Consider the following 23,456-nt stretch of genomic DNA (forward strand, 5'->3'; position numbering starts at 1 on the left):
GGCCGGCCGGTGGTGTCAGCCCGCGCTCCGGCCGAGCTGGTTGTCGATGAAGTCGAAGATGTCGTCCGTCGACGCGGCCGCGAATGGCTCGCCGGGCTCCTCACCACCGGGGTCCGGTGCCTTGGCGTTGAGCTTCCCCAGCAGCGAGTGCAGGCGTACGGAGACGGTGGGGCGGGACTCGTCCTCGGGGGCCAGAGTGGCCAACGCGGCTTCCAAGCGGTCGAGTTCGGCCAGGACGGCCTTCGCCGGGTCCTCGGCGGCGGGTGCCGCCCGGGTGAGCAGGAACGCGGCGAGCGCCGCCGGGGTCGGGTGGTCGAAGACCAGGGTGGCGGGCAGGGTGAGACCGGCGGCGGCGCCGAGCCGGTTGCGCAGCTCCACGGCCGTCAGCGAGTTGAAGCCGAGTTCCTGGAAGGGCCGGTCGGGTGTGACGGCCGCCGCCGAGGCATGGCCCAGTACGGAGGCGACCTCCTCGGTGACCATGGTCAGCAGATACCGCTCCCGCTCCGGACCCGGCAGTTCCGCCAGCCGCTCGGTGAGCGTGGCGGGGCCGGTGGCGGCGCCCGGCGCCGCCGCCCGGGCAGGACCCCGGGCGTCCACCGCTCCCGCCACGCCGGCGATCACCGTCGGCTGTCCCGACGCCAGGGCGCGGTCGAGCAGGGCGAGGCCCTCGCTGTCGGTGACGGCCCGGAAGCCGTCCCGCGCGAACCGGCTCAGCTCCGTCTCGTCGAGATGCGCGTTGATCCCTCCGGACCGCCACAGACCCCAGGCTACGGAGGTGGCGGGCAGGCCCTCGGCGGCCCGCCGCTCGGCGAGCGCGTCGAGATAGGCGTTCGCGGCGGCGTAGTTGGACTGGCCGGGCGCGCCGAACACCCCGGCGGCCGACGAGAACAGCACGAACACGCCGAGGTCCAGGTCCCGGGTCAGTTCGTCGAGATGCCGGGCCCCGTCCGCCTTCGGCGCGAACACCGCGGCGAGCCGCTCGGACGTCATCGCGGAGACAAGGCCGTTGTCGAGGACGCCCGCGGTGTGGACGACTCCGGTGAGCGGGTGCTCGTCCGGTACGGTGCCGAGCAGCGCGGCGAGTCCGTCCCGGTCGGCGGCATCGCAGGCCGCGACCGTGACCGAGGCGCCGAGTCCCGACAGCTCGGACACCAACTCCTCGGCTCCCGGGGCCTGTTCACCCTGACGGCTGGTCAGCAGCAGATGGCGTACGCCGTGTGCGGTCACGAGATGGCGGGCCACCAGCGAGCCCAGGGTGCCGGTGCCGCCGGTGATCAGGATCGTACCCCCGGGATCGAGTGCCGCGGGAGAGCGGTGCCCTTGTACGGGCCGGATCCGGGGCGCGAGCACCCCTTCGGGGCGTACGGCCGTACGGGCTTCGCCCGAGGCGACGACGGCATCGAGGACGACGGGGTCCACGGCCGAGGCCGCGTCGACCAGGACGATCCGGCCCGGTGCCTCGGACTGCGCCGAGCTGAGCAGCCCCCACGCCGCGGCGGTGTACGGGTCGGGGGCCCCGCCGGCCGGCACCGCGCCGCTGGTGAGCACGACCAGGGGAACGCCGGGCAGCCGGTCCTCCGCCAGCCACTCCCGGGCGAGAGCGAGCGCTTGGTGCGGTGCACGGGCCGAGGCGGTGAGGCGGTGGAGCACGGCGGACGGCCGGGCGCCGCCGTCGGCCCCGGCCCCGGCCTGCGCTGCGAGGTCCGCGACCCGCGCGAAACGGGGCGCGTCGAGCGGTGCGTCCTGCGGTGTGTCCGGCGGTGTGACCTGTGATCCGTTGTGCGGTGTGTCCTGCGGTGTGTTCCGTGATCCGTCGTGCGGTGAGTCCGGCGGTGTGTCCGGCCACTCCGGTGCCAGTACGGCCCAGCGCACCGGCTCGGCCGGCTCCGGCAGTTTGACGGGCTCCCAGGCGCGGTGGACGAGCCCGCTCTCCTCGGCGCCGCCGGCCTCGGGGGCCTCGGGCGCGAGCCAGAAGCGTTCGGGCTGGAAGGCGTAGGTGGGCAGGGCGACGCGCCGGGCGCCGGTGCCCGCGAAGGACCGCTCCCAGTCCACCCGTACCCCGTTGAGATGCAGCCTGCCGATCGCGCTCACCAGGGTCCGGCCCTCCGGCTCTCCCCGGCGCAGCGCCGGTACGGCAGTCAGCGCCCCGGGCCGGTCCGCGCCCGCCGCCGCGAGAGCCGTGAGAACGCCGTCCGGGCCCAGCTCCAGCAGGGTGGTGACGCCCTGGGACTCCAGGGTGTGGAGTGCGTCGTGGTAGCGGACGGCGTGGCGGACTTGGCTGGTCCAGTAGTCGGGGGTGCGGAGGTCGTCTCCGGTGCCGAGGTGTCCGGTGAGGGTGGAGATGACGGGGATGGTGGGTTCGGCGTAGGTGAGTTGTTTGGCGGTGGTGCGGAAGTCGTCGAGCATGCCGTCCATATGGGGCGAGTGGAAGGCGTGCGACACCGTGAGCCGCCGGGTGCGGTACCCCTGTTCCTTGAGCCGCGCCTCGATGTCCGTCGCCGCCTCGGCGTCGCCCGAGATCACCACGGAGGCAGGGCCGTTGACGGCCGCGATGCCGATTTCGGTCTCCCGGCCTTCGAGCAGCGGCCGTACCGCGCTCTCCGGTGCCTGGATGGCGATCATGGCTCCGCCGGGGGGCATGGTCTGCATGAGGCGGGCGCGTGCGGTGACGAGTCGGGTGGCGTCGGGGAGGGTGAGGATGCCGGCGATGTGGGCGGCGGAGAGTTCGCCGATGGAGTGGCCGGTGAGGTAGTCGGGTGTGATGCCCCAGCTTTCGACGAGTCGGTAGAGGGCGACTTCGAGGGCGAACAGCGCGGGTTGTGTATAGGCGGTGTCGTCCAGTCCTTCGCCGGTCGTGATGACGTCGCGTAGGGGGCGTTCGAGGTGTGGGTCGAAGTGGGCGCAGATGGTGTCGAAGGCTTCGGCGTAGGCGGGGTGGGCGGCGTACAGTTCCATGCCCATACCGATGCGCTGCGCGCCCTGACCCGTGAAGAGGAAGGCGAGCCGCCCCGGAGTGCGGCCACCGGTCGTCGGCGCTCCTTCCGCCAACGACCGCAGCCCCGCCAGCAGTTCATCGCGGTCCGCGCCGACGGCCACCGCGCCGTGGTCGAGTGTGGTGCGGGTGAGGGCGAGGGAGTACGCGATGTCCCGTACGGTCAGCGAGGGGTCGGCCTCGGCCTGGGCGAGCAGTTTGCGTGCCTGGCCGGACAGCGCCTGAGGAGTCCTGGCGGAGAGGATCCAGGGCACCACCCCGGCCGGGCGCTGATCCCCCTCGGCCACCGGCTCCTCGGCCGGGGCCTCCTCCACGATCACATGCGCGTTCGTCCCGCCGAAGCCGAAGGACGACACCCCGGCGCGGCGCGCGCGGCCCGTCTCCGGCCAGTCGGTCGCCTCGGTCAGCAGCTCCACCGCACCGGAGTCCCAGTCGACCATGGGCGTCGGATCGTCCGCGTACAACGACTTGGGCAGCACACCGTTCCGGATGGCCTGCACCATCTTGATGACCCCGCCGACCCCGGCGGCCGCCTGCGCGTGCCCGATGTTGGACTTCAACGAGCCGAGCAGCAGCGGCCGTTCGGCCGGCCGGTCCTGGCCGTAGGTGGCGAGCAGGGCCTGTGCCTCGATCGGATCGCCGAGGCGGGTGCCGGTGCCGTGCGCCTCGACCGCGTCCACATCGGCGGCGGACAGCCGGGCGTTGGCGAGCGCCTGCCGGATCACCCGCTCCTGCGCGGGACCGTTCGGGGCGGTCAGCCCATTGCTGGCGCCGTCCTGGTTGACCGCGCTCCCGCGTACGACCGCCAGCACCCGGTGCCCGTTCTTCCGGGCGTCCGACAGCCGCTCCACGAGCAGCAGCCCGACGCCCTCCGACCAGCCGGTACCGTCAGCACCGGCCGCGAACGAACGGCACCGCCCGTCCGCCGCCAGCCCGCGCAGCCGCGAGAACTCCACGAACGCGACCGGCGTCGACATCACCGTGGCGCCCCCGGCCAGCGCCAGATCACACTCGCCGTTCCGCAGCGCGTTCGCCGCGAGATGCAGGGCGACCAGCGAGGACGAGCAGGCGGTGTCGACCGTGACCGCCGGACCCTCGAAGCCGTACGTGTACGAGAGCCGCCCCGAGGCCACACTGCCCGCGCTGCCGCTGAACAGATACCCCTCGAAACCGTCTGCCGGGAGATGGGGCCGGGAGCCGTAGTCGTTGTACATCACCCCGGTGAACACACCCGTACGGGAGCCGCGCAGCGCGACCGGATCGACGCCCGCGCTCTCCAGCGCCTCCCACGCCGTCTGGAGCAGCAGCCGCTGCTGCGGGTCGGTCGCCAGGGCCTCGCGCGGGGACATCTCGAAGAACTCCGCGTCGAAGCCGTCCGCGTCGTGCAGGAAACCGCCCTCGCGCCCGTACGACGTACCGGCGTGGTCCGGGTCCGGGTCGTACAGCCGCTCCACGTCCCAGCCACGGTTGTCCGGGAACTCGCTGATGGCGTCGGTGCCTTCGGCCACCAGCCGCCACAGCTCCTCGGGGAGGCCACACCGCCGGGATAGCGGCACGCCATGCCCACGATCGCGATCGGCTCGTGCTGCCTGTCCTCGGCCTCGCGCAACTGTCTGCGCGCGTCACGGGCATCCGCGATGGCCTTCTTGAGATAGTCGCGGAGCTTGTCCTCGCCCGCCATGGTGTTCTCAACTCCTGTGGGATCGGTCTGCTGCCTCATGGGTGCGCGGTGCGCCGGGACGGCACCGGGTCATTCGAGGTCGTCGAGCAGGGCGAACAACTCCTCGTCGGTGGCGCTGTCGAGATCGGCTTCGGTCTGCTCGGCGGAGGCGGCAGGCAGGCCCGCCGTCTCGGCGGCGTTCAGCAGCTCCCGGAGCCGCGCGACGATCCGGCCCTGCGCCCCCGCGTCCCCCGAGACCGCCTCGATGGCGGGCCCGAGCCGGGCCAGTTCGGCGAGCACCGGCTCGTCCGGGGTGATCTCGTCGATCGCGAGCCGCTCGCGCAGATACATGGCGAGGGCCCCCGGGGTGGGGTGGTCGAAGGCGAGCGTGGTGGGCAGCCGCAGCCCGGTCGCGGCGGCCAGCCGGTTGCGCAGCTCGACCGCGGTCAGCGAGTCGAACCCCAGCTCCTGGAGGGCGCGTTCGGGCGCGATCGCGGTGGGATCCGCGTGCCCGAGCACCTCGGCGACCAGTCCGCGCACCAGATCGATGAGCGTACGGTCCCGCTCGCCGGGCGGCAGCGCGGCGAGCCGCTCCGCCAGACCTGGACCCGCCGCCGGTTCGGCGGCCGTGCTCGCGGCGCGGTTCGGTGCCGTACGCACCAGACCGCGCAGCAGTGGCGGCGGCAGCTCGCCGGAGGCCCGCAGCGCCGCGGTGTCCAGCCGGGTGACCGCGAGCACGGCCTCGCCGGTGGCCGGTACGGCGTCGAAGAGCGCCAGGGCGTCGTCGGTGGCCAGCGGACGCAGTCCGGAGCGGGCCAGCCGGCGCAGATCGGCCTCGGCGAGATGCCCGCTGAGAGCACTGCTCTCCGCCCAGAGCCCCCAGGCCAGCGATGTGCCGGGCAGGCCCAGTGCCCTGCGGTGCGCGGCCAGGGCGTCGAGGAAGGTGTTGCCCGCGGCGTAGTTGGACTGTCCGGCCGTGCCCAGCAGCCCGGCGACGGAGGAGTAGAGGACGAACGCCGACAGCGGCAGGTCCCGGGTCAGCTCGTGCAGATGCCAGGCCGCGTCGGTCTTCGGACGCAGTACGGCGTCCAGTCGCTCGGGGGTCAGCGCCTCGACCGTGGTGTCGTCGAGGACACCCGCGGTGTGGACGACTCCGGTCAGCGGACGCTCCGCCGGTACGGTGCCGAGCAGCGCGGCGAGCTGGTCGCGGTCGGCGGTGTCGCAGGCGGCGAACCGTACCTCCTCGGCGCCCAGCTCCAGCAGCTCGGAGCGGAGTCCGGCCGCGCCGTCGCCGCGTCGGCTGACCAGCAGCAGGTGGCGTACGCCGTGCCGCCGCACCAGGTGCCGTACGAGGACCGCGCCCAGCGCACCGGTCGCGCCGGTGACCAGGACCGTGCCGTCGCCCCAGTCCGGGGCGGAGTCCTCGGCCGGCAGGGCGCGCGCCAGCCTCGGCACGAGGATCCGGCCTTCGCGGACGGCGAGTTGGGGCTCGTCGCCGGTGAGCGCGTCCAGGGACAGCGGGCTGTCCGGGGCGTCGAGACCGGCGTCGTCGAGGTCGGCGAGCACGATCCGGCCCGGGTTCTCGGTCTGCGCGGAGCGCAGCAGCCCCCAGACCGGGGCATGCACCAGATCCGTCGGCTCCGCGGGCGCGGTGGCGACACCGTTCCGGGTGATCACGGCGAGCCGCGACGCGGCGAACCGGTCGTCGGCCAGCCACGCTCGCACCTCTGCGAGCAGCCGGTGCAGCACGGCACGGGCCGCGTCCGGCACCCCGGCCCCGTCCGCCGCCCCGCTGTCGAGGAGCGGCAGCAGCACCAGGGACGGCACCTCGGTGCCCTGGTCGAGCGCGGCCCGGAGTTCGTCGACCGAGCCGTACGCGGTCGCCTTGGCCGCCCAGGTGGCGTTCCCGGCGGTGCCGATCAGGGCCGGCTCACCGAGCGGTGTGCTCGTGGCCCCGCCGGTCAGCGGCGTCCAGTCCACCCGGAACAGCCCGTCCGCCGTACCGCCGCCGCCCGCCGCCCGCAGCGCTTCCGCCGACAGGGGCCGCAGGGTGAGCGCCTCGACCGAGGCCACCGGAGCCCCGGTGCCGTCCGCGACGGTCAGGGCGTACACCGGCGAGTCGGCGTCCCCGCCGGCCGCGGGCGTCAGAGCGACCCGCAGGCTCGCCGGACCGGTGGCGGTGTGCGCGGTGACACCGTTCCAGGAGAACGGCAGCCAGGGCCTGCCCGGCCGGTCCGTGACCCCGGGCAGCAGCGGATGCAGCGCGGCGTCCAGCAGCGCGGGATGGAGGGCGAACCGTCCGGCGTCGGCGCGCAGTTCCTCGCCGAGCGAGACCTCCGCGTACAGCTCGCCCGCCGGTCCCGTCCACAGCCGCCGCAGGTTCTGGAACGGCCGGCCGTACTCGTACTCCTGCTCGGCGAGCCGCTCGTACGCCCCGCTCAGATCGGTCTCGGCCGAGCCGGGCGGCGGCCATGCCATCAGGTCCGTACCGCCGGTGGCCGGGCCGCCGAGCAGACGGCCGTGCGCGTGCAGTGTCCACTCCCCGGCCGGCTCGTCACCGTCCGGACGCGAGTGGATACGGAAGGCCCGACCGCCGTCGTCCTCGGCGGCCGACACGGACACCTGGAGCTGTACGCCGCCGTGCTCGGGCAGCACCAGCGGCGCGGCCAGCGTCAGTTCGTCCACCCCCGAAGTCCCGGTCTGCGCCGCCGACTTGAGGGCGAGTTCGAGCAGTCCGGTGGCCGGTACGAGGACGGTGCCCGCGACCACATGGCCGGTCAGCCACGGGTGGCTGTGCCGCGAGAGCCGGCCGGTCAGTACCTGCTCGTCCCGGTCCGCCAGCATCACCGCGGCGCCCAGGAACGGATGGTCCGCCGCGGCCAGACCGAACCCGGCCGCGTCGCCCGCGCCCGCCGGGGCGTCCAGCCAGTAGCGCCGGTGCTGGAAGGCATAGCCCGGCAGCTCCACCCGGCGCGCGCCCGGGAAGACGGTCTCCCAGCGCACCGGGGCGCCGCGCAGGGCGAGCCGGGCGAGGGCCGCCGCGAAGACGGCCGTCTCGGGACGGCCCCTGCGCAGCGCCGGGGCGAGCACCCCGACGGCCGCGTCCCCGAGGTCTCCGAGGCACTCGCGCACGAGCGCGGTCAGCACACCGTCCGGCCCCAGCTCCAGCCACTCCGTGACGCCCGCCTCCACGAGATGCCGTACCCCGTCGTGGAACCGGACCGCCTCGCGGATGTGCCGCGCCCAGTACTCGGGCGACGCGAGCTGTTCCGCCGTGGCGAGGGTCCCGGTGAGATTGGAGACGACCGGGATACGCGGCTCGTGGAAGGTGAGATCCCCGGCGACGGCACGGAACTCGTTGAGCACCTCCTCCATGTGCGGGGAGTGGAAGGCATGGCTGACCGGCAGCCGCTTCGCCCTGCTGCCCCGCTCGCGCCAGAGCGCCGTGAGCCCGTCGACCGCCTCCGCGTCGCCCGAGATCACCGTGGAGCGGGGGCCGTTGACGGCGGCGACCGTCACCTGTCCGGTGAGGCCCGCCAGACTCTCGCGCACCTCGTCCTCGGCCGCCGCGATCGCGGCCATCGCGCCGCCCTCCCTGGCCGCCTGCATCAGCCGGCCGCGCTCGGCGACCAGCACACAGGCGTCGGGCAGGTCGAGCACACCCGCGAGATGGGCGGCGGTGACCTCGCCGATGGAGTGCCCGAGCAGGAAGTCCGGGACCAGACCGTGGTGTTCGGCGAGCCGGAACAGGGCCGTCTCCACCGCGAACAGCGCCGCCTGAGTGAACGCCGTCTGGTCGATCAGCGCCGAGTCGGCGGACCCCTCGGGCGCGAAGAGGACCTGCTTGAGGGGGCGCACCAGCTCGCGGTCGAGATGCTCGCACACCGCGTCGAAGGCGGCGGCGAACACCGGCGAGGCCGCGTACAGTTCACGCCCCATGCCCAGCCGCTGCGCGCCCTGCCCGGTCAGCAGGAACGCCGTCTTCCCGCGCTGCGCCGGGGAGTCGCCCCGTACCACAGACGCCGAGGTCTCACCGCGGGCGAGCCGGGCCAGACCGTCCAGAAGGCCGTCCCGGTCCGCGGCGAGGACCGCCGCCGACTGGTCGTGCACGGTACGGGTGGTGGCCAGGGACAGCCCGATGTCCGCGAGATCCGTGTCCGGCCGCCCGGTGACATGGGCGTGCAGCCGCTCGGCCTGGGCGCGCAGCGCGTCCTCGCCGCGCGCCGAGAGCAGCCAGGGCACAACGGGCAGCGCGGGTGCGGCGGCGGTCTCCCGCCTTGGGACTTCCGGGCCCTGCTCGATGATCACATGGGCGTTGGTGCCGCTGATCCCGAAGGAGGACACCGCAGCGCGGCGCGGGCGGCCGGTCTCGGGCCAGTCGGTGGCCTCCGTGAGCAGCTCCACCGCGCCGGACTCCCAGTCGACCATCGGCGTCGGCTCACCGACATGCAGGGTCCTGGGCAGTACGCCATGGCGCATGGCCTGCACCATCTTGATGACCCCGCCCACCCCGGCGGCTGCCTGGGCATGGCCGATGTTGGACTTCAACGAGCCGAGCAGCAGGGGCCGTTCGGCGGGGCGGTCCTGGCCGTAGGTGGCGAGCAGGGCCTGTGCCTCGATGGGGTCGCCGAGGCGGGTCCCGGTGCCGTGCGCCTCCACCGCGTCGATGTCCGCCGGGCTCAGCCCGCCGTCGGCGAGCGCCTCGCGGATCACCCGTTCCTGGGAAGGGCCGTTGGGGGCGGTGAGGCCATTGCTCGCGCCGTCCTGGTTGACCGCGCTGCCGCGCAGCACGGCCAGTACCCGGTGCCCGTTCTTCTTCGCGTCCGAGAGCCGCTCGACGAGCAGCAGCCCGACACCCTCCGACCAGCCGGTGCCGTCCGCGTCCGCCGAGAACGAACGGCAGCGGCCGTCCGCCGACAAGCCGCGCTGCCGCGAGAACTCGACGAAGACACTCGGCCCCGCCATCACCGTCACACCGCCGGCCAGCGCCAGATCGCACTCGCCGCGCCGCAGCGCGTTCGCCGCGAGATGCAGCGCCACCAGGGACGAGGAGCAGGCCGTGTCGACCGTGACCGCCGGACCCTCGAAACCGTACGTGTACGAGAGACGGCCCGACACCACACTGGAGAGGTTCCCGGCGAGCAGGAAACCCTCGTACTCCTCGGGGCTGGCGGCCAGCCGCGACACGTAGTCGTCGTACATGGCCCCGGTGAACACGCCCGTACGGGAACCGCGCAGCGCGGCCGGGTCGATGCCCGCGCTCTCCAGCGTCTCCCACGCCGTCTCCAGCAGCAGCCGGTGCTGGGGGTCGGTCGCGGTGGCCTCGCGCGGCGAGATGCCGAAGAACTCGCGGTCGAACTGGTCGGCCTCGTGCAGGAACCCGCCGTGCCGCACGTACGACGTGCCGGTGTGCGCCGGGTCCGGGTCGTAGAGCCGGTCAAGGTCCCAGCCCCGGTTGACCGGGAACTCGCTGATGGCGTCACCGCCCTCCGCGACCAGCCGCCACAGGTCCTCGGGCGAGGCGACCCCGCCCGGATAGCGGCAGGCCATGCCGACGATCACGATCGGCTCGTCGGTCGCGGCGGCGGCACGGGCCGGGGCGGGTCGCGCCGCCGCCGCGTCGGTACCCGCACCCGCGGCCAGCGTGACCAGACGCTCGGCCAGGGCCCCCGGGGACGGGTGGTCGAAGACCACGGTGGCGGACAGCCGTATCCCCGTGGCGGCGTTCAGCCGGTTGCGCAGCTCCACTCCGGCGAGGGAGTCGAAGCCGATCTCGTTGAAGGCCCGGCGCGGATCGATGGCCGAGGCGCGGGTGTGCCCCAGCACACCGGCCACGGTGGACCGCACCAGCTCCAGGACCGCTTCGCGGCGCTTGTCGTCGGGCAGCGCCGCCATCTGCTGGGCCCAGCCCGTGTCGCCGCCCGCGGCCACCGCGGCGGCGCGGCGGGGCGCGGTCCGCACCAGGCCGCGCAGGAGCGGTGCGGGCGGTTCGGTACGGGAGCGGAGGGCGGCCAGGTCGAGGTCGACGGGGACGCTCAGCGCCCGCCCGTCCGCGAGCGCGCGGTCGAACAGGGCGAGGCCGCGTTCCGGGGTGAGCGGCCGGACACCGGCCCTGGCCCATCTGGCGACGCCGGCCTCGCCGAGGGTGCCGCCCATGCCATGGGTGGCGTCCCACAGACCCCAGGCCAGCGAGGTCGCGGCCAGCCCGAGCGCCTGGCGGTGCGCGGCGAGGGCGTCCAAGTAGGTGTTGGCGGCGGCGTAGTTGGCCTGTCCCGCGGTGCCGGTGAGGCCGGAGACCGAGGAGAACAGGACGAAGGCGGCCAGCGGCCGGGGCAGATCGCGGGTCAGCTCGTGCAGATGCCAGGCGGCGTCCGCCTTGGGGCCGAGCACGGCGTCGAGACGCTCGGCGGTGAGGGCCTCGACGGTGGCGTCGTCGAGGACTCCGGCGGTGTGCACGACACCGGTCAGCGGGTGCTCGGCCGGTACGGCGCCGACGAGCGCGGCGAGCTGGTCCCGGTCGGCGACATCGCAGGCCGCGACGGTCACCCGGGCGCCCGACTCCTCAAGCGCGGAACGGAGTTCGGGCGCGCCCGGGGCGTCCTCGCCGCGCCGGCTGACCAGCAGCAGATGCCGTACACCGTGCTCGGCGACGAGATGGCGGGCGAAGAGCGCGCCCAGACCGCCGGTGCCGCCGGTGATCAGGACCGTACCGTCGGGGTCCAGCACGGCCGGGGCCCCGTCGGTGTCCTGCCCGGCCCGGACCAGCCGGGGCGCGCGCAAGCCACCTTCGACAGCGGCGAGTTGGGGCTCGCCGGTGGCCAGAGCGGCGGTGACCGTCTCGTCGGCGACCGTGCCCGCCGAGTCGAGCAGCACCAGACGGTCCGGGTGCTCGCTCTGCACCGAGCGGACCAGACCCCATACCGGGGCGGACGCGAGGTCGCCGCTCCCTCCGCTCCCTCCGCTCTCTTCGTTGTGACCCGCCGCGACCGCGCCCCGCGTGACGAGCACCAGTCGCGCTTCCGCGTACCGCTCGTCGGCGAGGAACCGCTGCACCAGCGCGAGGACACGCCGTACGGTCCCGTGCGCGGCCCGCAGCGGATCCCCGTCCCGGGCCGCGAAGTCCTCCGTGCGTACGACAACGGCCTCCAGGCCTTCCCCGTCCGGGAGTTCACCGCCCTCGGCCCAAACGATCCGCAGGTCCGGTGCGGGCCCGGCGGCCGGTACGGGCGTCCACTCCACGCCGTACAGCACGTCGTCCCGTACCGCCGCCCTGGCGAGTCCTTCCTTGGGGACCGCGCGCAGGGTGAGGGACTCCACGGACGCCACCGGAGCGCCGGTGGTGTCGGCAAGGGCGAGCGCGAAGGTGTCCCGGCCCGCCGGGGAGATCCGGACGCGCAGCGCGGTGGCGCCGGTCGCGTACAGCTCCGTACCCGCCCACGCGAACGGCAGCCGGACCGCGCCGTCGCCCGCCGCGTCGGCGGCGTGCAGGACGAGGGGGTGCAGTACGGAGTCGAAGAGCGCGGGATGGAGACCGAACAGGGCGGCGGGCGTGTGCTGTTCCTCCGGCAGCCGCACCGTCGCGTACAGATCGTCGCCGGACGTCCAGAGACCGGTCAGCCCCTGGAAGGCGGGTCCGTACCGGTACCCGAGGTCCGCGAGCCGCTCGTACACGCCCTCCAGCGGTACGGCGGTGGCCCCGGCGGGCGGCCACTGGGCGAGGTCCCGCGCGCCGGAGCCGGACGCGGGGCCGCCGAGGACACCGGAGGCATGGCGCGTCCAGGGCGCCGAGTCGTCCGCTCCGCCGTCCGGCCTGGCGTGCACGCCGAAGGGCCGGCCGCCGTCGGCGGCGGGAGCGCCCACCGAGACCTGGACCCGGACCGACGTGTCGTCGGGCAGCAGCAGCGGGGCCTCCAGGGTGAGGTCGCCCACCCGGTCGGCACCGATCCGGTTGCCCGCGGCCAGGGCCAGTTCGACAAACGCGGTGGCGGGCAGCAGCACCCCGCCGCCCACGGCGTGGTCGGCCAGCCAGGGATGTGTCGCGGCCGACAGCAGACCGGTGAGGACCAGGCCCTCGCCGTCCGCGAGGTCCACGGCGGTGGAGAGCAGCGGGTGCTGTGCGGAGTCGAGGCCCAACGACCGTGCGTCACCGGGCGTTCGCGGCGCCAGCCAGTAGTGCTCGCGCTGGAAGGCGTACGTCGGCAGATCGACCGGGCGGGCACCCGGGAAGAACGAGGCCCCGTCGAGCGGCGCCCCATGGACCCGCGCGGTGGCGAGACCGGTGATCAGGGTCTCCGGCTCGGGCCGCCCGGCGCGCAGCAGCGATACGGTGACCGCCTCCTCACCGGCGAGGCAGCCCCGGGCGAGGGGCGCCAGCACGGCGTCGGGGCCGATCTCCACGAACGCCGTGGCGCCACGCGCCTCCAGTTCCCGGGCGGCGTCGAGGAACCGCACGGCCTCGCGGATCTGCCCGGTCCAGTAGTCGGGCGAGGTGAGTTCTCCGGTGGTGGCGAGGCGTCCGGTGACCGTGGAGACGATCGGTGTCTCCGGCGCGTGGAAGGACAGTCCGGCCGCGACGGCACGGAACTCGTCGAGCACGGCGTCCATATGGGGCGAGTGGAAGGCATGGCTGACCTGGAGCCGGCGCGTCCTGCGGCCCCGCGCCCGCCACCGTTCCGCCACCTCCTCCGCCGCGTCCTCGTCGCCGGAGACCACCACGGAGGTGGGGCCGTTGACCGCGGCGACGGACAGTCGGCCGGTGAACTCGGCCAGGTCGTCGCCGAGTTCGCCCTCCTCCGCCTCGATCGCGACCATCGCGCCCCCCGCCCGTGCCGACTCCATCAGTCGGCCCCGGGCGGCGACCAGGCGCGCCGCGTCGTCGAGCGAGAGCACGCCCGCGCAGTGGGCGGCGGCCAGCTCACCGATGGAGTGCCCGGCGAGCAGATCGGGGGTGAGCCCGTGGTGCGCGGCCAGCCGGAACAGCGCGACCTCGACGGCGAACAACGCGGGCTGGGTGTACGCGGTCCGGTGCAGCAGAGCCGCGTCCGCGCTGCCCTCGGCGGCGAACAGCACCTCACGCAGGGGCCGTTCGAGATGTGTGTCCAGCGCGGCACAGGCCGCGTCGAGCGCCTCGGCGAAGGCCGGGTGCGCCTCGTACAGCTCCCGGCCCATGCCCGTGCGCTGGGCACCCTGGCCGGTGAAGAGGAACGCGGTCCTGCCCGCGCCGGCCGTGTCGCCGCTCACCACCCGCGGGTCGTCCCGGCCCTCGGCGAGCGCGTCCAGCCCGGCCAGGAGATCCTCCGCCGTGGTGGCGACGACCGCCGCGCGGTGGGGGAGCGCGGTACGGGTGGTGGCCAGGGAGAGCCCGGTGTCGTACGGCGAGACATCACCGGCGGCGAACGCCCGGACACGCGCCGCCTGTTCGCGCAGCGCCACCGCGTCCCGCGCGGACAGCAGCCAGGGCGCGGGCCGCCCGGACGGCTCGGCCTCGGACGTCCGCTCCGGGGCCGCCGGGCTCTGCTCGATGATCACGTGGGCGTTGGTGCCGCTGATCCCGAAGGACGAGACGGCGGCGCGGCGCGGCTCCCCGGTCTCGGGCCAGTCGGCCGCCTCCGTGAGCAGCTCGACCGCGCCGGACTCCCAGTCGACCATCGGCGTCGGCTCGTCCACATGCAGCGTCCTGGGCAGTACGCCATGGCGCATGGCCTGCACCATCTTGATGACCCCGCCCACACCGGCCGCCGCCTGGGCATGGCCGATGTTCGACTTCAGCGAGCCGAGCAGCACGGGCGCGCGGTCCGCGCGGTCGCGCCCATAGGTGGCGATGACCGCTTCCGCCTCGATGGGGTCGCCCAGCCGGGTGCCGGTGCCGTGCGCCTCCACGGCGTCGATGTCCGCCGGGGCCAGCCCCGCGTCCGCCAGCGCCGCGCGGATGACCCGCTCCTGCGCGGGGCCGTTGGGCGCGGTCAGACCGTTGCTGGCGCCGTCCTGGTTGATCGCGCTGCCCCGGATGACGGCCAGCACCTGGTGCCCGTTCCTGCGGGCGTCGGAGAGCCGCTCGACGATCAGCAGGCCCACACCCTCGGCCCAGGAGGTGCCGTCGGCCGACGCCGCGAACGACTTCGACCGTCCGTCGGCGGCGAGCCCGCGCTGCCGCGAGAACTCCACGAACATCCCGGGGGACGACATGACCGTGGCGCCGCCCGCGATCGCCAGCGTCGACTCGCCGGAGCGCAGCGACCGTACCGCGAGATGCAGGGCGGTCAGCGAGGACGAGCACGCCGTGTCGACGGTCACCGCCGGTCCGGCCAGGCCGAGCTGATAGGCGATGCGCCCGGACATCACGCTGGGGGTGGTGCCCGTCAGCAGATAGCCGTCGACGGTGTCGGGGGCCTCGTGCATCCGGGGCCCGTAGTCCAGCGTGGTGGCGCCGATGAACACGCCCGTACGGCTGCCCCGCAGCGCGTCCGCGTCCAGCCGCGCCCGCTCCACGGCCTCCCACGCGGTCTCCAGGAGCACCCGCTGCTGCGGGTCCATCGCCAGCGCCTCGCGCGGCGAGATCCCGAAGAAGGCGTTGTCGAAGCGGGTCGCGTCCTCCAGGAACCCGCCCTCGCGCACGGTGCTGTGGCCGCTGCGCGTCGGGTCGCTGTCGTACAGGTTCCGGTCCCAGCCGCGGTCGGCGGGGAAGCCGGAGACGGCGTCGCGCCCCTCGGCCAGCAGCCGCCACAGGTCCTCGGGCGAGGCGACCCCGCCCGGGTAGCGGCAGGCCATGCCGACGATCGCGATCGGCTCGTCCGAGCCGCCGGGCAGGGGCTGTTCACCGGCCGGAGCGGTGTCCGTACCGGCGAGGGCCGCGCCGAGATGGGTGATCAGGGCGTCGGGGGTCGGGTGGTCGAAGAGCAGCCCGCCGGCGAGGCGCAGCCCGGTCGCGGAGGCCAGCGCGTCGCGCAGCTCGACCGACATCAGCGAGTCGAAGCCCAGGTCCTTGAAGGTGGCGTGCGGTGGCACCTGCCGGCCGGCCGGATACTCCAGCACGGCCGCGACCTGCCCGGTGACCAGCGCGGTCACATCCACCGTTTCAGTAGGCGCCGGGGCGGCCAACTCCTTCTCGGCAGGCGCGAGTTCGCCCGTACGAGCGGTGCCCGACACCCAGTGGCGCTCGCGCTGGAAGGCATAGGTGGGCAGCGGTACGCGGCGGGCGTCGCCGTACGAGGGGACGCCGCCCCAGCCGATGTCCGTACCGCGTACGAAGACGGCGGCGACGGCCGCCAGCAGGGTCCTCGCCTCCGGGCGGTCCCGGCGCAGCGCGGCCACCGACACCACCGCGTCCGCCTCCCGGACGCTGTCGCGCACCATGGCCGAGCAGACGCCGTCCGGGCCAAGCTCCAGGAACGCCGTGGCGCCCGCGTCCTCCAGGGCCCGGACCGCGTCCAGGAACCGCACCGGACGGCGCACCTGCTCCACCCAGTACGCGGCCGACGACCAGGCGTCGGTGACGGGCGCGCCGGTTACCGACGACACCGCGTCCAGCCGGGGCGCGCGCAGGGTCAGCCCTTCGACGACGGTACGGAAGTCGTCGAGCATCGGGTCCATCAGCGGGGAGTGGAAGGCGTGCGAGACGGTCAGCCGCCTGGTCCTGCGCCCCTGGTCGCGCAGCCGGTCCGCGACGGCGAGCACGATGTCCTCGGCGCCGGACAGGACCACCGAGCGCGGCCCGTTCACCGCCGCGATGCCGGCCTGCCGCTCATGGCCGGCGAGCAGCGCGAGCACCTCGCTCTCCGTGGCCTCCACCGCGACCATCGCACCGCCCGATTCGAGCGCCTGCATCAGCCGGCCGCGCGCGGCGACCAGCCGCGCGGCGTCCGGCAGATCGAGAACCCCCGCCACATGCGCGGCGGCGATCTCGCCGATGGAGTGCCCCGCGACCAGCTCGGGCACCACGCCCCACGACTCGACCAGCCGGTAGAGCGCCACTTCGAGGGCGAACAGCGCGGGCTGGGTGTACCCGGTCCCGTCCAGGCCCTCCCCGGAGGCGATCACCTCCAGCAGCGGCCGGCCGAGCAGCGGGTCCAGCTCGGCGCGGACCGCGTCGAACGCCTCGGTGAACGCGGGGAACGCCCCGTACAGCTCCAGGCCCATCCCGGCGCGCTGCGCGCCCTGCCCGGTGAAGACGAAGGCGAGCCGCCCCGGCCCGGCCGCGCCCCGCACCACATCCGCCGACGCCCGGCCCTCGGCGAGCGCGTCGAGCGCGCTCAGCAGGGCGGGGCCGCCCTCGGGCGCGGCGAGCGCGACCGCCCGGTGCTCGAAGACCGTACGGGTGGTGGCCAGGGACCAGGCGGCATCGGCCGTGGCGGGCGCGTCCTCGCGGGCGAGGGCGTCCCGCAGCCGGGCGGCCTGGGCCCGCAGCGCCGTCTCCGAGCGCCCGGAGAGGACCAGCGGAACCACACCGGGAGCCGCTCCCGGCTGTGCGGGCGCGCCGGGCGCGAGGGACACCGGGCCCTCGGTGAGGACGACATGCGCGTTCGTGCCGCCCATGCCGAAGGAGGAGACCCCGGCGATCAGTGGCCGCTCGGGCGCGGGCCACTCGGTCAGCTCCCGCTGCACCTCAAGTCCCAGCTCGCCCAAGGGGATCCGGGGGTTCGGGGTGTCGAAGTTGAGGCTCGCGGGCAGCCGCCGGTGGCTCAGCGCCAGCACCGCCTTGAGCAGGCCGACGATGCCGGCCGCGCCTTCGAGATGGCCCACATTGGTCTTGGCCGAGCCGACCCGCAGCCGCGCCCGGGGGGCCCGGCCCGCGCCGAGCACCGCGCCCAGCGCCGCCGCCTCGACGGGGTCGCCCACCGGGGTCCCGGTGCCGTGCAGTTCCACGTACTGCACGGCCGCCGGGTCGACCCCGGCCTTCTCGTACGCCTCGCGCAGTACACGCTCCTGCGCCGGCCGGCCGGGGACCGTCAGGCCCGGCGTCGTACCGTCGTTGTTGACCGCGCTGCCGCGGATGACCCCGTAGATCCGGTCGCCGTCCTCGACCGCACGGGCCAGCGGTTTGAGTACGACGACCGCCCCGCCCTCACCGCGCACGAAGCCGTTGGCGCGGGCGTCGAAGGTGTATGTCGTACCGTCCGGCGAGAGCCCGCCGAACCGCTCCTCGGTGACCGCGCCCTCCGCGAGGATGTTCAGGTTGACACCCGCCGCGATCGCCGTGTCGCTCTCTCCGGAGCGCAGTGACTCGCAGGCGAGATGGACGGCGACCAGCGAGGAGGACTGCGCCGAGTCGACCGTCAGGCTCGGCCCGTGCAGACCGAGGTGGTATGAGACCCGGTTGGCGATGACGCCCCGGTTGACCCCGGCCATGGTGTGCTGGGTGACCGCCCGGTCGCCGTACTGGTAGAGCAGGGCCGCGTAGTCGTCGCGCAGGGTGCCCACGAACACGGCGGTACGGCTGCCCCGCAGCGCGGCCGGCAGGGTGCCCGCGTCCTCCAGGGCCTCCCAGGCCAGTTCCAGCACCAGCCGCTGCTGCGGATCCATGGTGGCGGCCTCGCGCGGCGAGACACCGAAGAAGTCCGCGTCGAAGGTGTCGACGCGGTCCAGGAACCCGCCCCGGCGCGTCCCCGGCTCCGCCGCCTCGTACGCCTCCGTACCGGACGCGGGCAGCCAGCGCCCCTCCGGCACCTCGGTGATGGCGTCCGAGCCGGTGCGCAGCAGGTCCCAGAAGGCCTCGGGGCCGTCGGCCCCGGGAAGCCGGCAGGACACTCCGACGACCGCGACGCCCTCTTCGAGCCCGTCGCCCTGGGCAGCCCTGTGGGAATGGTGCTGATTCGTCATCGCGCTCGACTTCCCTTTCCAGTGAATCCGGCCGAACTGGGCGACCTTGAAAGGCATTTCGGTGACACTGCTTCCAGATCGTAGGCAGGTGGTTCTCTCAGCCCTCTCAGCGCGGCTCCACCGGGCGGTAATCACCCCTGCCACGGGCCGGGAGATCGCCGCATTACCCGTTCATGGGTGAGAGGTTGATGGCGTCGCAATAGTGTCGGCGTACGAAATGGGTGGCACCCGGCTACAACAGAAGGCAGGTTGGATCTCGTCATGTCACAGCTCACCGACGACGTGGAAAAGCACACCAGTCAGTATGTCGAGGCTTTCAACGCGGGCGACTTCGAAACCGTCGACAGCTTCTACACGGCGGAGGCCGTGGCGGTCTGGGAGCCGGGCAAGCCGCTGACGGGCGACGCGCGCCGGGAATACCAGCGGGAATTCCTCAAGAGCCGGCCGACGATGACCGCCGTGCCCCGGCAGACGTTTGTGACCAACGACACGGCCCTGCTGATCGTCGACTGGACGATCGACACGGTCGACGCCGACGGAAAGCCCGAGCGGCTCCAGGGCACCGGCGTCGACGTCCTGCGGCTGGGCGCGGACAAGGTGTGGCGTTACGCCGTCGACGACCCGTACGGCCAGGCCTGATCCCGGTCGGCGCAGTTATCCCCTGAATCCCCGAAAGGACTGACCGACCATGGCGTACACATTCAGTGTGGACTTCGACCCGGCGAACCCCGATCTCACCAGCGACTCCGAAACCCAGAACGACATCTTCATCGCGGCGTTCAACTCCGGTGACGGAGAGCTGTTCAACAGCCTTTACCGCGACGACTCCATCTCGAATTTCTCGGGCGAGCCGCTCACCGGTGCGGCGCGCCTCGCGTTCTTCAAGGAGTTCCTCGGCACCAAGCCCGACCTCCGGGCCAGCATCACCCACGCGTATGTGGCCGGCGACGTCGCGCTGATCGGTGTCAACTACGAGATCGACACCACCGGCCCGGACGGCGAGCCCGTCCAGCTCCGGGGCGTGTGCACCGACGTCCTGCGGCGCGGGGACGACGGCCGCTGGCTGATGTCCATCGACCGCCCCGTGGCCGCCACGGGCCTGGTCGCCGACTAGCCCTCTCCGGTCGCTGCACCGGCCTCCGGGCGCGAGCTAGGGGCACGACCGCGAACCCCCCTGCGATCAGGGGGGTTCTGGCGTAAGCGAAGACAGTCCCCGTGTTATTCCCCCCCCGCATTCCATGCATTTCACGGCACTTCGAGGAGAGATAGTGGCCACGCAGGAAGAACTGACCTCCGTACTGGACGCGGTACGCGACGCCGTGCCCGCCCTCCGGCGCAATGGGGCCGCCGCGGAGGAGCAGCGCTGGATACCGGACGAGAACATCGAACTGCTGGAGAAGGCCGGGGTGTTCCGTACGGCCGTGCCGCGCGAGCACGGCGGTCTCGACTTCGACGTGGCGCAGCAGGCCGAGGTCATCGCCGAGGTGTCCCGGGGCTGCCCCTCCACCGGCTGGCTGACGATGGTGTGGCTCACCAGCGCCTGGTGCGCGACCCTCTACCCGGACCAGGCGCAGAAGGAGGTCTTCGAGGGCGGCAGCAGCCGGGTCTCCATCGTCTTCGCCCCCACCGGCACCCTCAAGCCGGCCGAGGGCGGTTACCGCCTCGACGGCACCTGGCGCTTCAACTCCGGCTGCCGGGGCGCGGGCTGGGACCTGCTCGCCGCGGTCGTCGAGCAGCCCGACGGGACGGCCGAGGAATTGGTCGCGCTGGTACCGACCTCCGAGCTGGAGTTCGCCGACGACTGGCATGTCTCCGCCGGCGCCGCCACCGGCAGCTCGACGACCACCGCCACGGATGTCTTCGTGCCCGCGCACCGGGTCGTACCGCTGGAGGAGGCCATGGTCTCCGCCACCGGCAACCGCTCCAACACCGGTGCCACCGGCCGCAATTACGGGCTGCTCGGCTACATCATGTCCAGTGTCTCCGCGACCTTCCTGGGGATGGCGCGCGGTTCGTTCGAGCTGTTCCTGGAGCGGCTCCCCGGACGCGGCATCACATACACCCAGTGGACCGAGCAGAGTCAGCACCCGCTCACCCAGCAGCAGGTGGCCCTCGCCTCGAACAAGATCGACGCGGCCGAGGCGCTCTCCCGCTCCTGGCACCGGGTGCTCCAGGACGCGGCCGACGCGGGCGTCCAGCCGTCCGACGAGGAGAAGGCCGTCATCCGCGGCAGGACCGCCTTCGCGGCGCAGCTCTCGAAGGAGGCCGTGGAACTGCTCTTCGCGGCCAGCGGCGGCTCGGTCATCCGCCGCGATGTGGACCTCCAGCGCTTCCACCGCGACATCCAGGGCTTCTCGCTGCACGCCCTGGTGCAGCTCAACGCCAACCTGGAGGTGCAGGGCCGGGTCCTGCTGGGCCTGGAGCCCGGTACGTACTTCCTCTGATCTCAACGTCAGTCCGGAAGCGCCAACCCAGAAGGCCCGGGTCGCTGTCACGGCCCCGGGCCTTCCCGTATGTCCGGCGGTGCTTCGCGCATCTACTGCCCGGCGCCCGGATCCGCCTTGCCGAAGCGGCCGTTGACGAAGAGCAGCCCGTCCTCGTCGCTGCCCTGACCGGCCGCCAGGACCGTCCCGATGAAGATGGTGTGGTCGCCGAAGACATGCGAGTCGGTCAGCTCGCACTCCAGCCAGGCCACCGAGCCGGCCAGCAGGGGCGCCCCGGTGTGGTCTCCGGCCTCCCACGTCACCCCTTCGAACTGGGCCGCTCCCAGCGTGCGGTGCTTGTCCGCGAAATGCCGCGCCAGGGGCTCCTGCCGTACGCCGAGGATGTTGACGGCGAACCGGCCAGCGGAGGTCAGCGCGCCGTGCATGACGGCGCCATGGCTGACACTGCACAGCACCGAGGGCGGATCGAGGGAGACCGAGCTGAACGCGTTCGCCGTCATGGCGTGCACATGCTCGCCCCCCACGGTGATCACCGTGACACCGGTCGCGAAGCGGGACATCACTTCCCTGAGCCGGACGGGTTTCACCGGCTGTGGCCCGGAACGCAGGGCCGCGGGATCGAGTTCAGTGGACGCGGAATTCATGCCACCCTCTCCGAGGTATTTTGAGCAGGGCACATCACGTGCCATCCGTGGGTATCGCGTGGGTATCCCTGGCCGGCCGGTGGCCTTCAACGTACCCGCGTCCGCGCCGACATCTCCCACCCTCGGGTAACCGCCGTGCCACCTGCCCGTACACACCGCTGATGACCCTCTGGTGACCGCTGGTTGACCGGACCCGAGCACCCTGTGGGGCATGGATCACACCAACACCGCAACCCAGTCCAGAGAACTGGCCGAACCTTTTCTCCGTGAAGTACTCGCCGGCGCGGGCCTGTCGGTCGAATACGTCCGTGCGAAGGGCAATACGCTCTACCAGCGGGACGGCGACGATGGCGAGATACCGGTCGTCGACTTCGCGGGCGGCTATGGCTCCGTGCTGCTCGGGCACAACCGGCCGGAGATCGTCGAAAGGGCGCAGGAACTGCTCGACGGGGACACCCCGGTGCACGCACAGTTCTCCAGCCACCCCTACGCCAACGCCCTCGCCGCCGAGCTGAACCGGATCATCCACCGGGAACTGGGCACTGACGAACCGTATTTCGCCGTATTCGCGAACAGCGGTGCGGAAGCGGTCGAGGCCGCGGTCAAACACGCCGAGCTGGACCGGGGGATGCGGATCGCCGCGCTCCTGGAGGAGATCTCCGTACAGAACGACGCGGCGCGCACCGCGGTCGAGAACGGCACCGCCGTCGTCGCCGAGCACACCCTGGAGCGGCTCGGTCTCACCCCGCCCCGGGACCCCGCCGAGGCCTTCGGTCTGCTGGCGGCGGAGCTCGCCCGGCGCAACGCCGAACAGACCGCGCGACCGCCGTTGTTCCTGGCGCTGGAGGGCGGATTCCACGGCAAGCTCGCCGCGAGTGTGCAGCTCACGCACAACGAGGGGTACCGCGCCCCCTTCAAGTCGCTCGCCGCGCAGGCCCGGTTCGTACCGCAGGACAGGCCCGATGTCCTGAAGCAGGTGCATGCCGAGGAGCGGGGCGTTCTCCTCGGCACGCAGGTCGTCGACGGGCAGCTCACCCTCACCGAGCGGGAGTTCCCCGTCTTCTGCGCCTTCCTGGTGGAACCCATTCAGGGCGAGGGCGGAATCCGGGTGCTTTCCCGGGAATTCGCCGGGGAAATCCAGCAGTTCTGCGAGTCGATCGACTGCCCCGTCGTCGTCGACGAGATCCAGAGCGGAATGGGCAGGACCGGAACGCTTCTCGCCAGTGCCCCGCTCGGACTGCGCGGCGACTATTTCACCCTCGCCAAGACACTGGGCGGCGGAATCGCCAAGACATCCGTGATGCTGGTGCGCGAGAAGTACTACCGGCGGGAATTCGAGATCGTCCACAGTTCGACCTTCGCCAAGGACAGCTTCTCCTGTCATATCGCCCTCAAGGTCCTCGAACTGCTGGAGGCCGACGGCGGACGGGCCTACCGGGCCGCCGAGGAGCGCGGCGCGGCCCTGCGGGCGGCGCTGGAGGGCGTACGGGCGGACTTCCCCGACGTCGTCGGCGACGTCCGGGGCCGGGGCCTGATGCTGGGCCTCGAATTCGTGGACCAGTCGGGGTCCTCGTCCCCGGTGATCCAGGAGATCGCGGGCGGCGGGTTCTTCGGCTACGTCCTCGCCGGGCATCTGCTGCGCCGCCACCGGGTGCGTACATTTCCTACGGCGAGCGCGGTCAACACGCTGCGCTTCGAGCCCTCCATCGAGCTGACCGACGCCGAGATCGCCCAGCTCGACGCCGGGCTGCGCGATGTGTGCGAGCTGCTCAGGGCCGGGGCGGGCGAAGCGCTGACCGCGGCCTGAGCCCGTCGGCTCATCCCCCACTGGGCCATCGGTCACGCCCCTGAACGCCCACGCCTCGGTAAGACTTTGACGAAAGCATTATCGGATAATTACC

Annotated in this window: 6 protein-coding genes and 1 pseudogene; 4 read left to right on the forward strand and 3 right to left on the reverse strand. The window is 73.2% G+C overall.

Annotation, left to right across the window (positions count from 1 at the left end; all coding sequences use genetic code 11):
- Positions 1 to 15: 15 nt before the first annotated feature.
- Together KQY30_RS29000 and KQY30_RS29005 are read right to left on the reverse strand one after the other, a co-directional pair.
- Positions 16 to 4,673: pseudogene (locus KQY30_RS29000) on the reverse strand (SDR family NAD(P)-dependent oxidoreductase).
- Positions 4,674 to 4,742: 69 nt separating this feature from the next.
- Positions 4,743 to 18,467, reverse strand: a complete 13,725-nt coding sequence (locus tag KQY30_RS29005) for a type I polyketide synthase (protein ID WP_217309427.1) — start codon at positions 18,465 to 18,467, stop codon at positions 4,743 to 4,745.
- 261 nt (positions 18,468 to 18,728) lie between these two features.
- Here KQY30_RS29005 and KQY30_RS29010 point away from each other — a divergent pair, with 261 nt between their 5' ends.
- The 3 genes from KQY30_RS29010 (at position 18,729) to KQY30_RS29020 (ending at position 20,911) form a co-directional block, all read left to right on the forward strand.
- Entirely contained in the window at positions 18,729 to 19,106 is a 378-nt protein-coding gene (locus tag KQY30_RS29010; RefSeq protein ID WP_217309429.1) for a nuclear transport factor 2 family protein, read from the forward strand.
- Positions 19,107 to 19,155: 49 nt separating this feature from the next.
- Complete coding sequence (locus tag KQY30_RS29015) at positions 19,156 to 19,581, forward strand: nuclear transport factor 2 family protein (RefSeq protein WP_046496897.1); 426 nt, start codon at positions 19,156 to 19,158, stop codon at positions 19,579 to 19,581.
- 154 nt (positions 19,582 to 19,735) lie between these two features.
- A complete protein-coding gene (locus KQY30_RS29020) occupies positions 19,736 to 20,911 on the forward strand; it encodes an acyl-CoA dehydrogenase family protein (RefSeq protein ID WP_217309431.1) in 1,176 nt (391 codons plus the stop codon).
- Positions 20,912 to 21,003: 92 nt separating this feature from the next.
- Here KQY30_RS29020 and KQY30_RS29025 read toward each other — a convergent pair whose 3' ends face one another.
- Entirely contained in the window at positions 21,004 to 21,555 is a 552-nt protein-coding gene (locus KQY30_RS29025) for a flavin reductase family protein (RefSeq protein ID WP_217309432.1), read from the reverse strand.
- Between the two features lie 211 nt (positions 21,556 to 21,766).
- Between KQY30_RS29025 and KQY30_RS29030 the strand changes: the two genes are divergently transcribed.
- Positions 21,767 to 23,362: an aspartate aminotransferase family protein gene (locus KQY30_RS29030; protein ID WP_217309433.1), complete on the forward strand. Its 1,596-nt coding sequence runs from the start codon at positions 21,767 to 21,769 to the stop codon at positions 23,360 to 23,362.
- Positions 23,363 to 23,456 lie beyond the last annotated feature (94 nt).

Source organism: Streptomyces sp. GMY02 (assembly GCF_019056675.1).
GTDB classification, from domain to species: Bacteria; Actinomycetota; Actinomycetes; order Streptomycetales; family Streptomycetaceae; genus Streptomyces; species Streptomyces odonnellii.

Coding starts and splice junctions, on each gene's coding strand:
- KQY30_RS29005 (WP_217309427.1), bottom strand. CDS start 18,467: ATGACGAATCAGCACCATTCCCACAGGGCTGCCCAGGGCGACGGGCTC.
- KQY30_RS29010 (WP_217309429.1), top strand. CDS start 18,729: ATGTCACAGCTCACCGACGACGTGGAAAAGCACACCAGTCAGTATGTC.
- KQY30_RS29015 (WP_046496897.1), top strand. CDS start 19,156: ATGGCGTACACATTCAGTGTGGACTTCGACCCGGCGAACCCCGATCTC.
- KQY30_RS29025 (WP_217309432.1), bottom strand. CDS start 21,555: ATGAATTCCGCGTCCACTGAACTCGATCCCGCGGCCCTGCGTTCCGGG.
- KQY30_RS29030 (WP_217309433.1), top strand. CDS start 21,767: ATGGATCACACCAACACCGCAACCCAGTCCAGAGAACTGGCCGAACCT.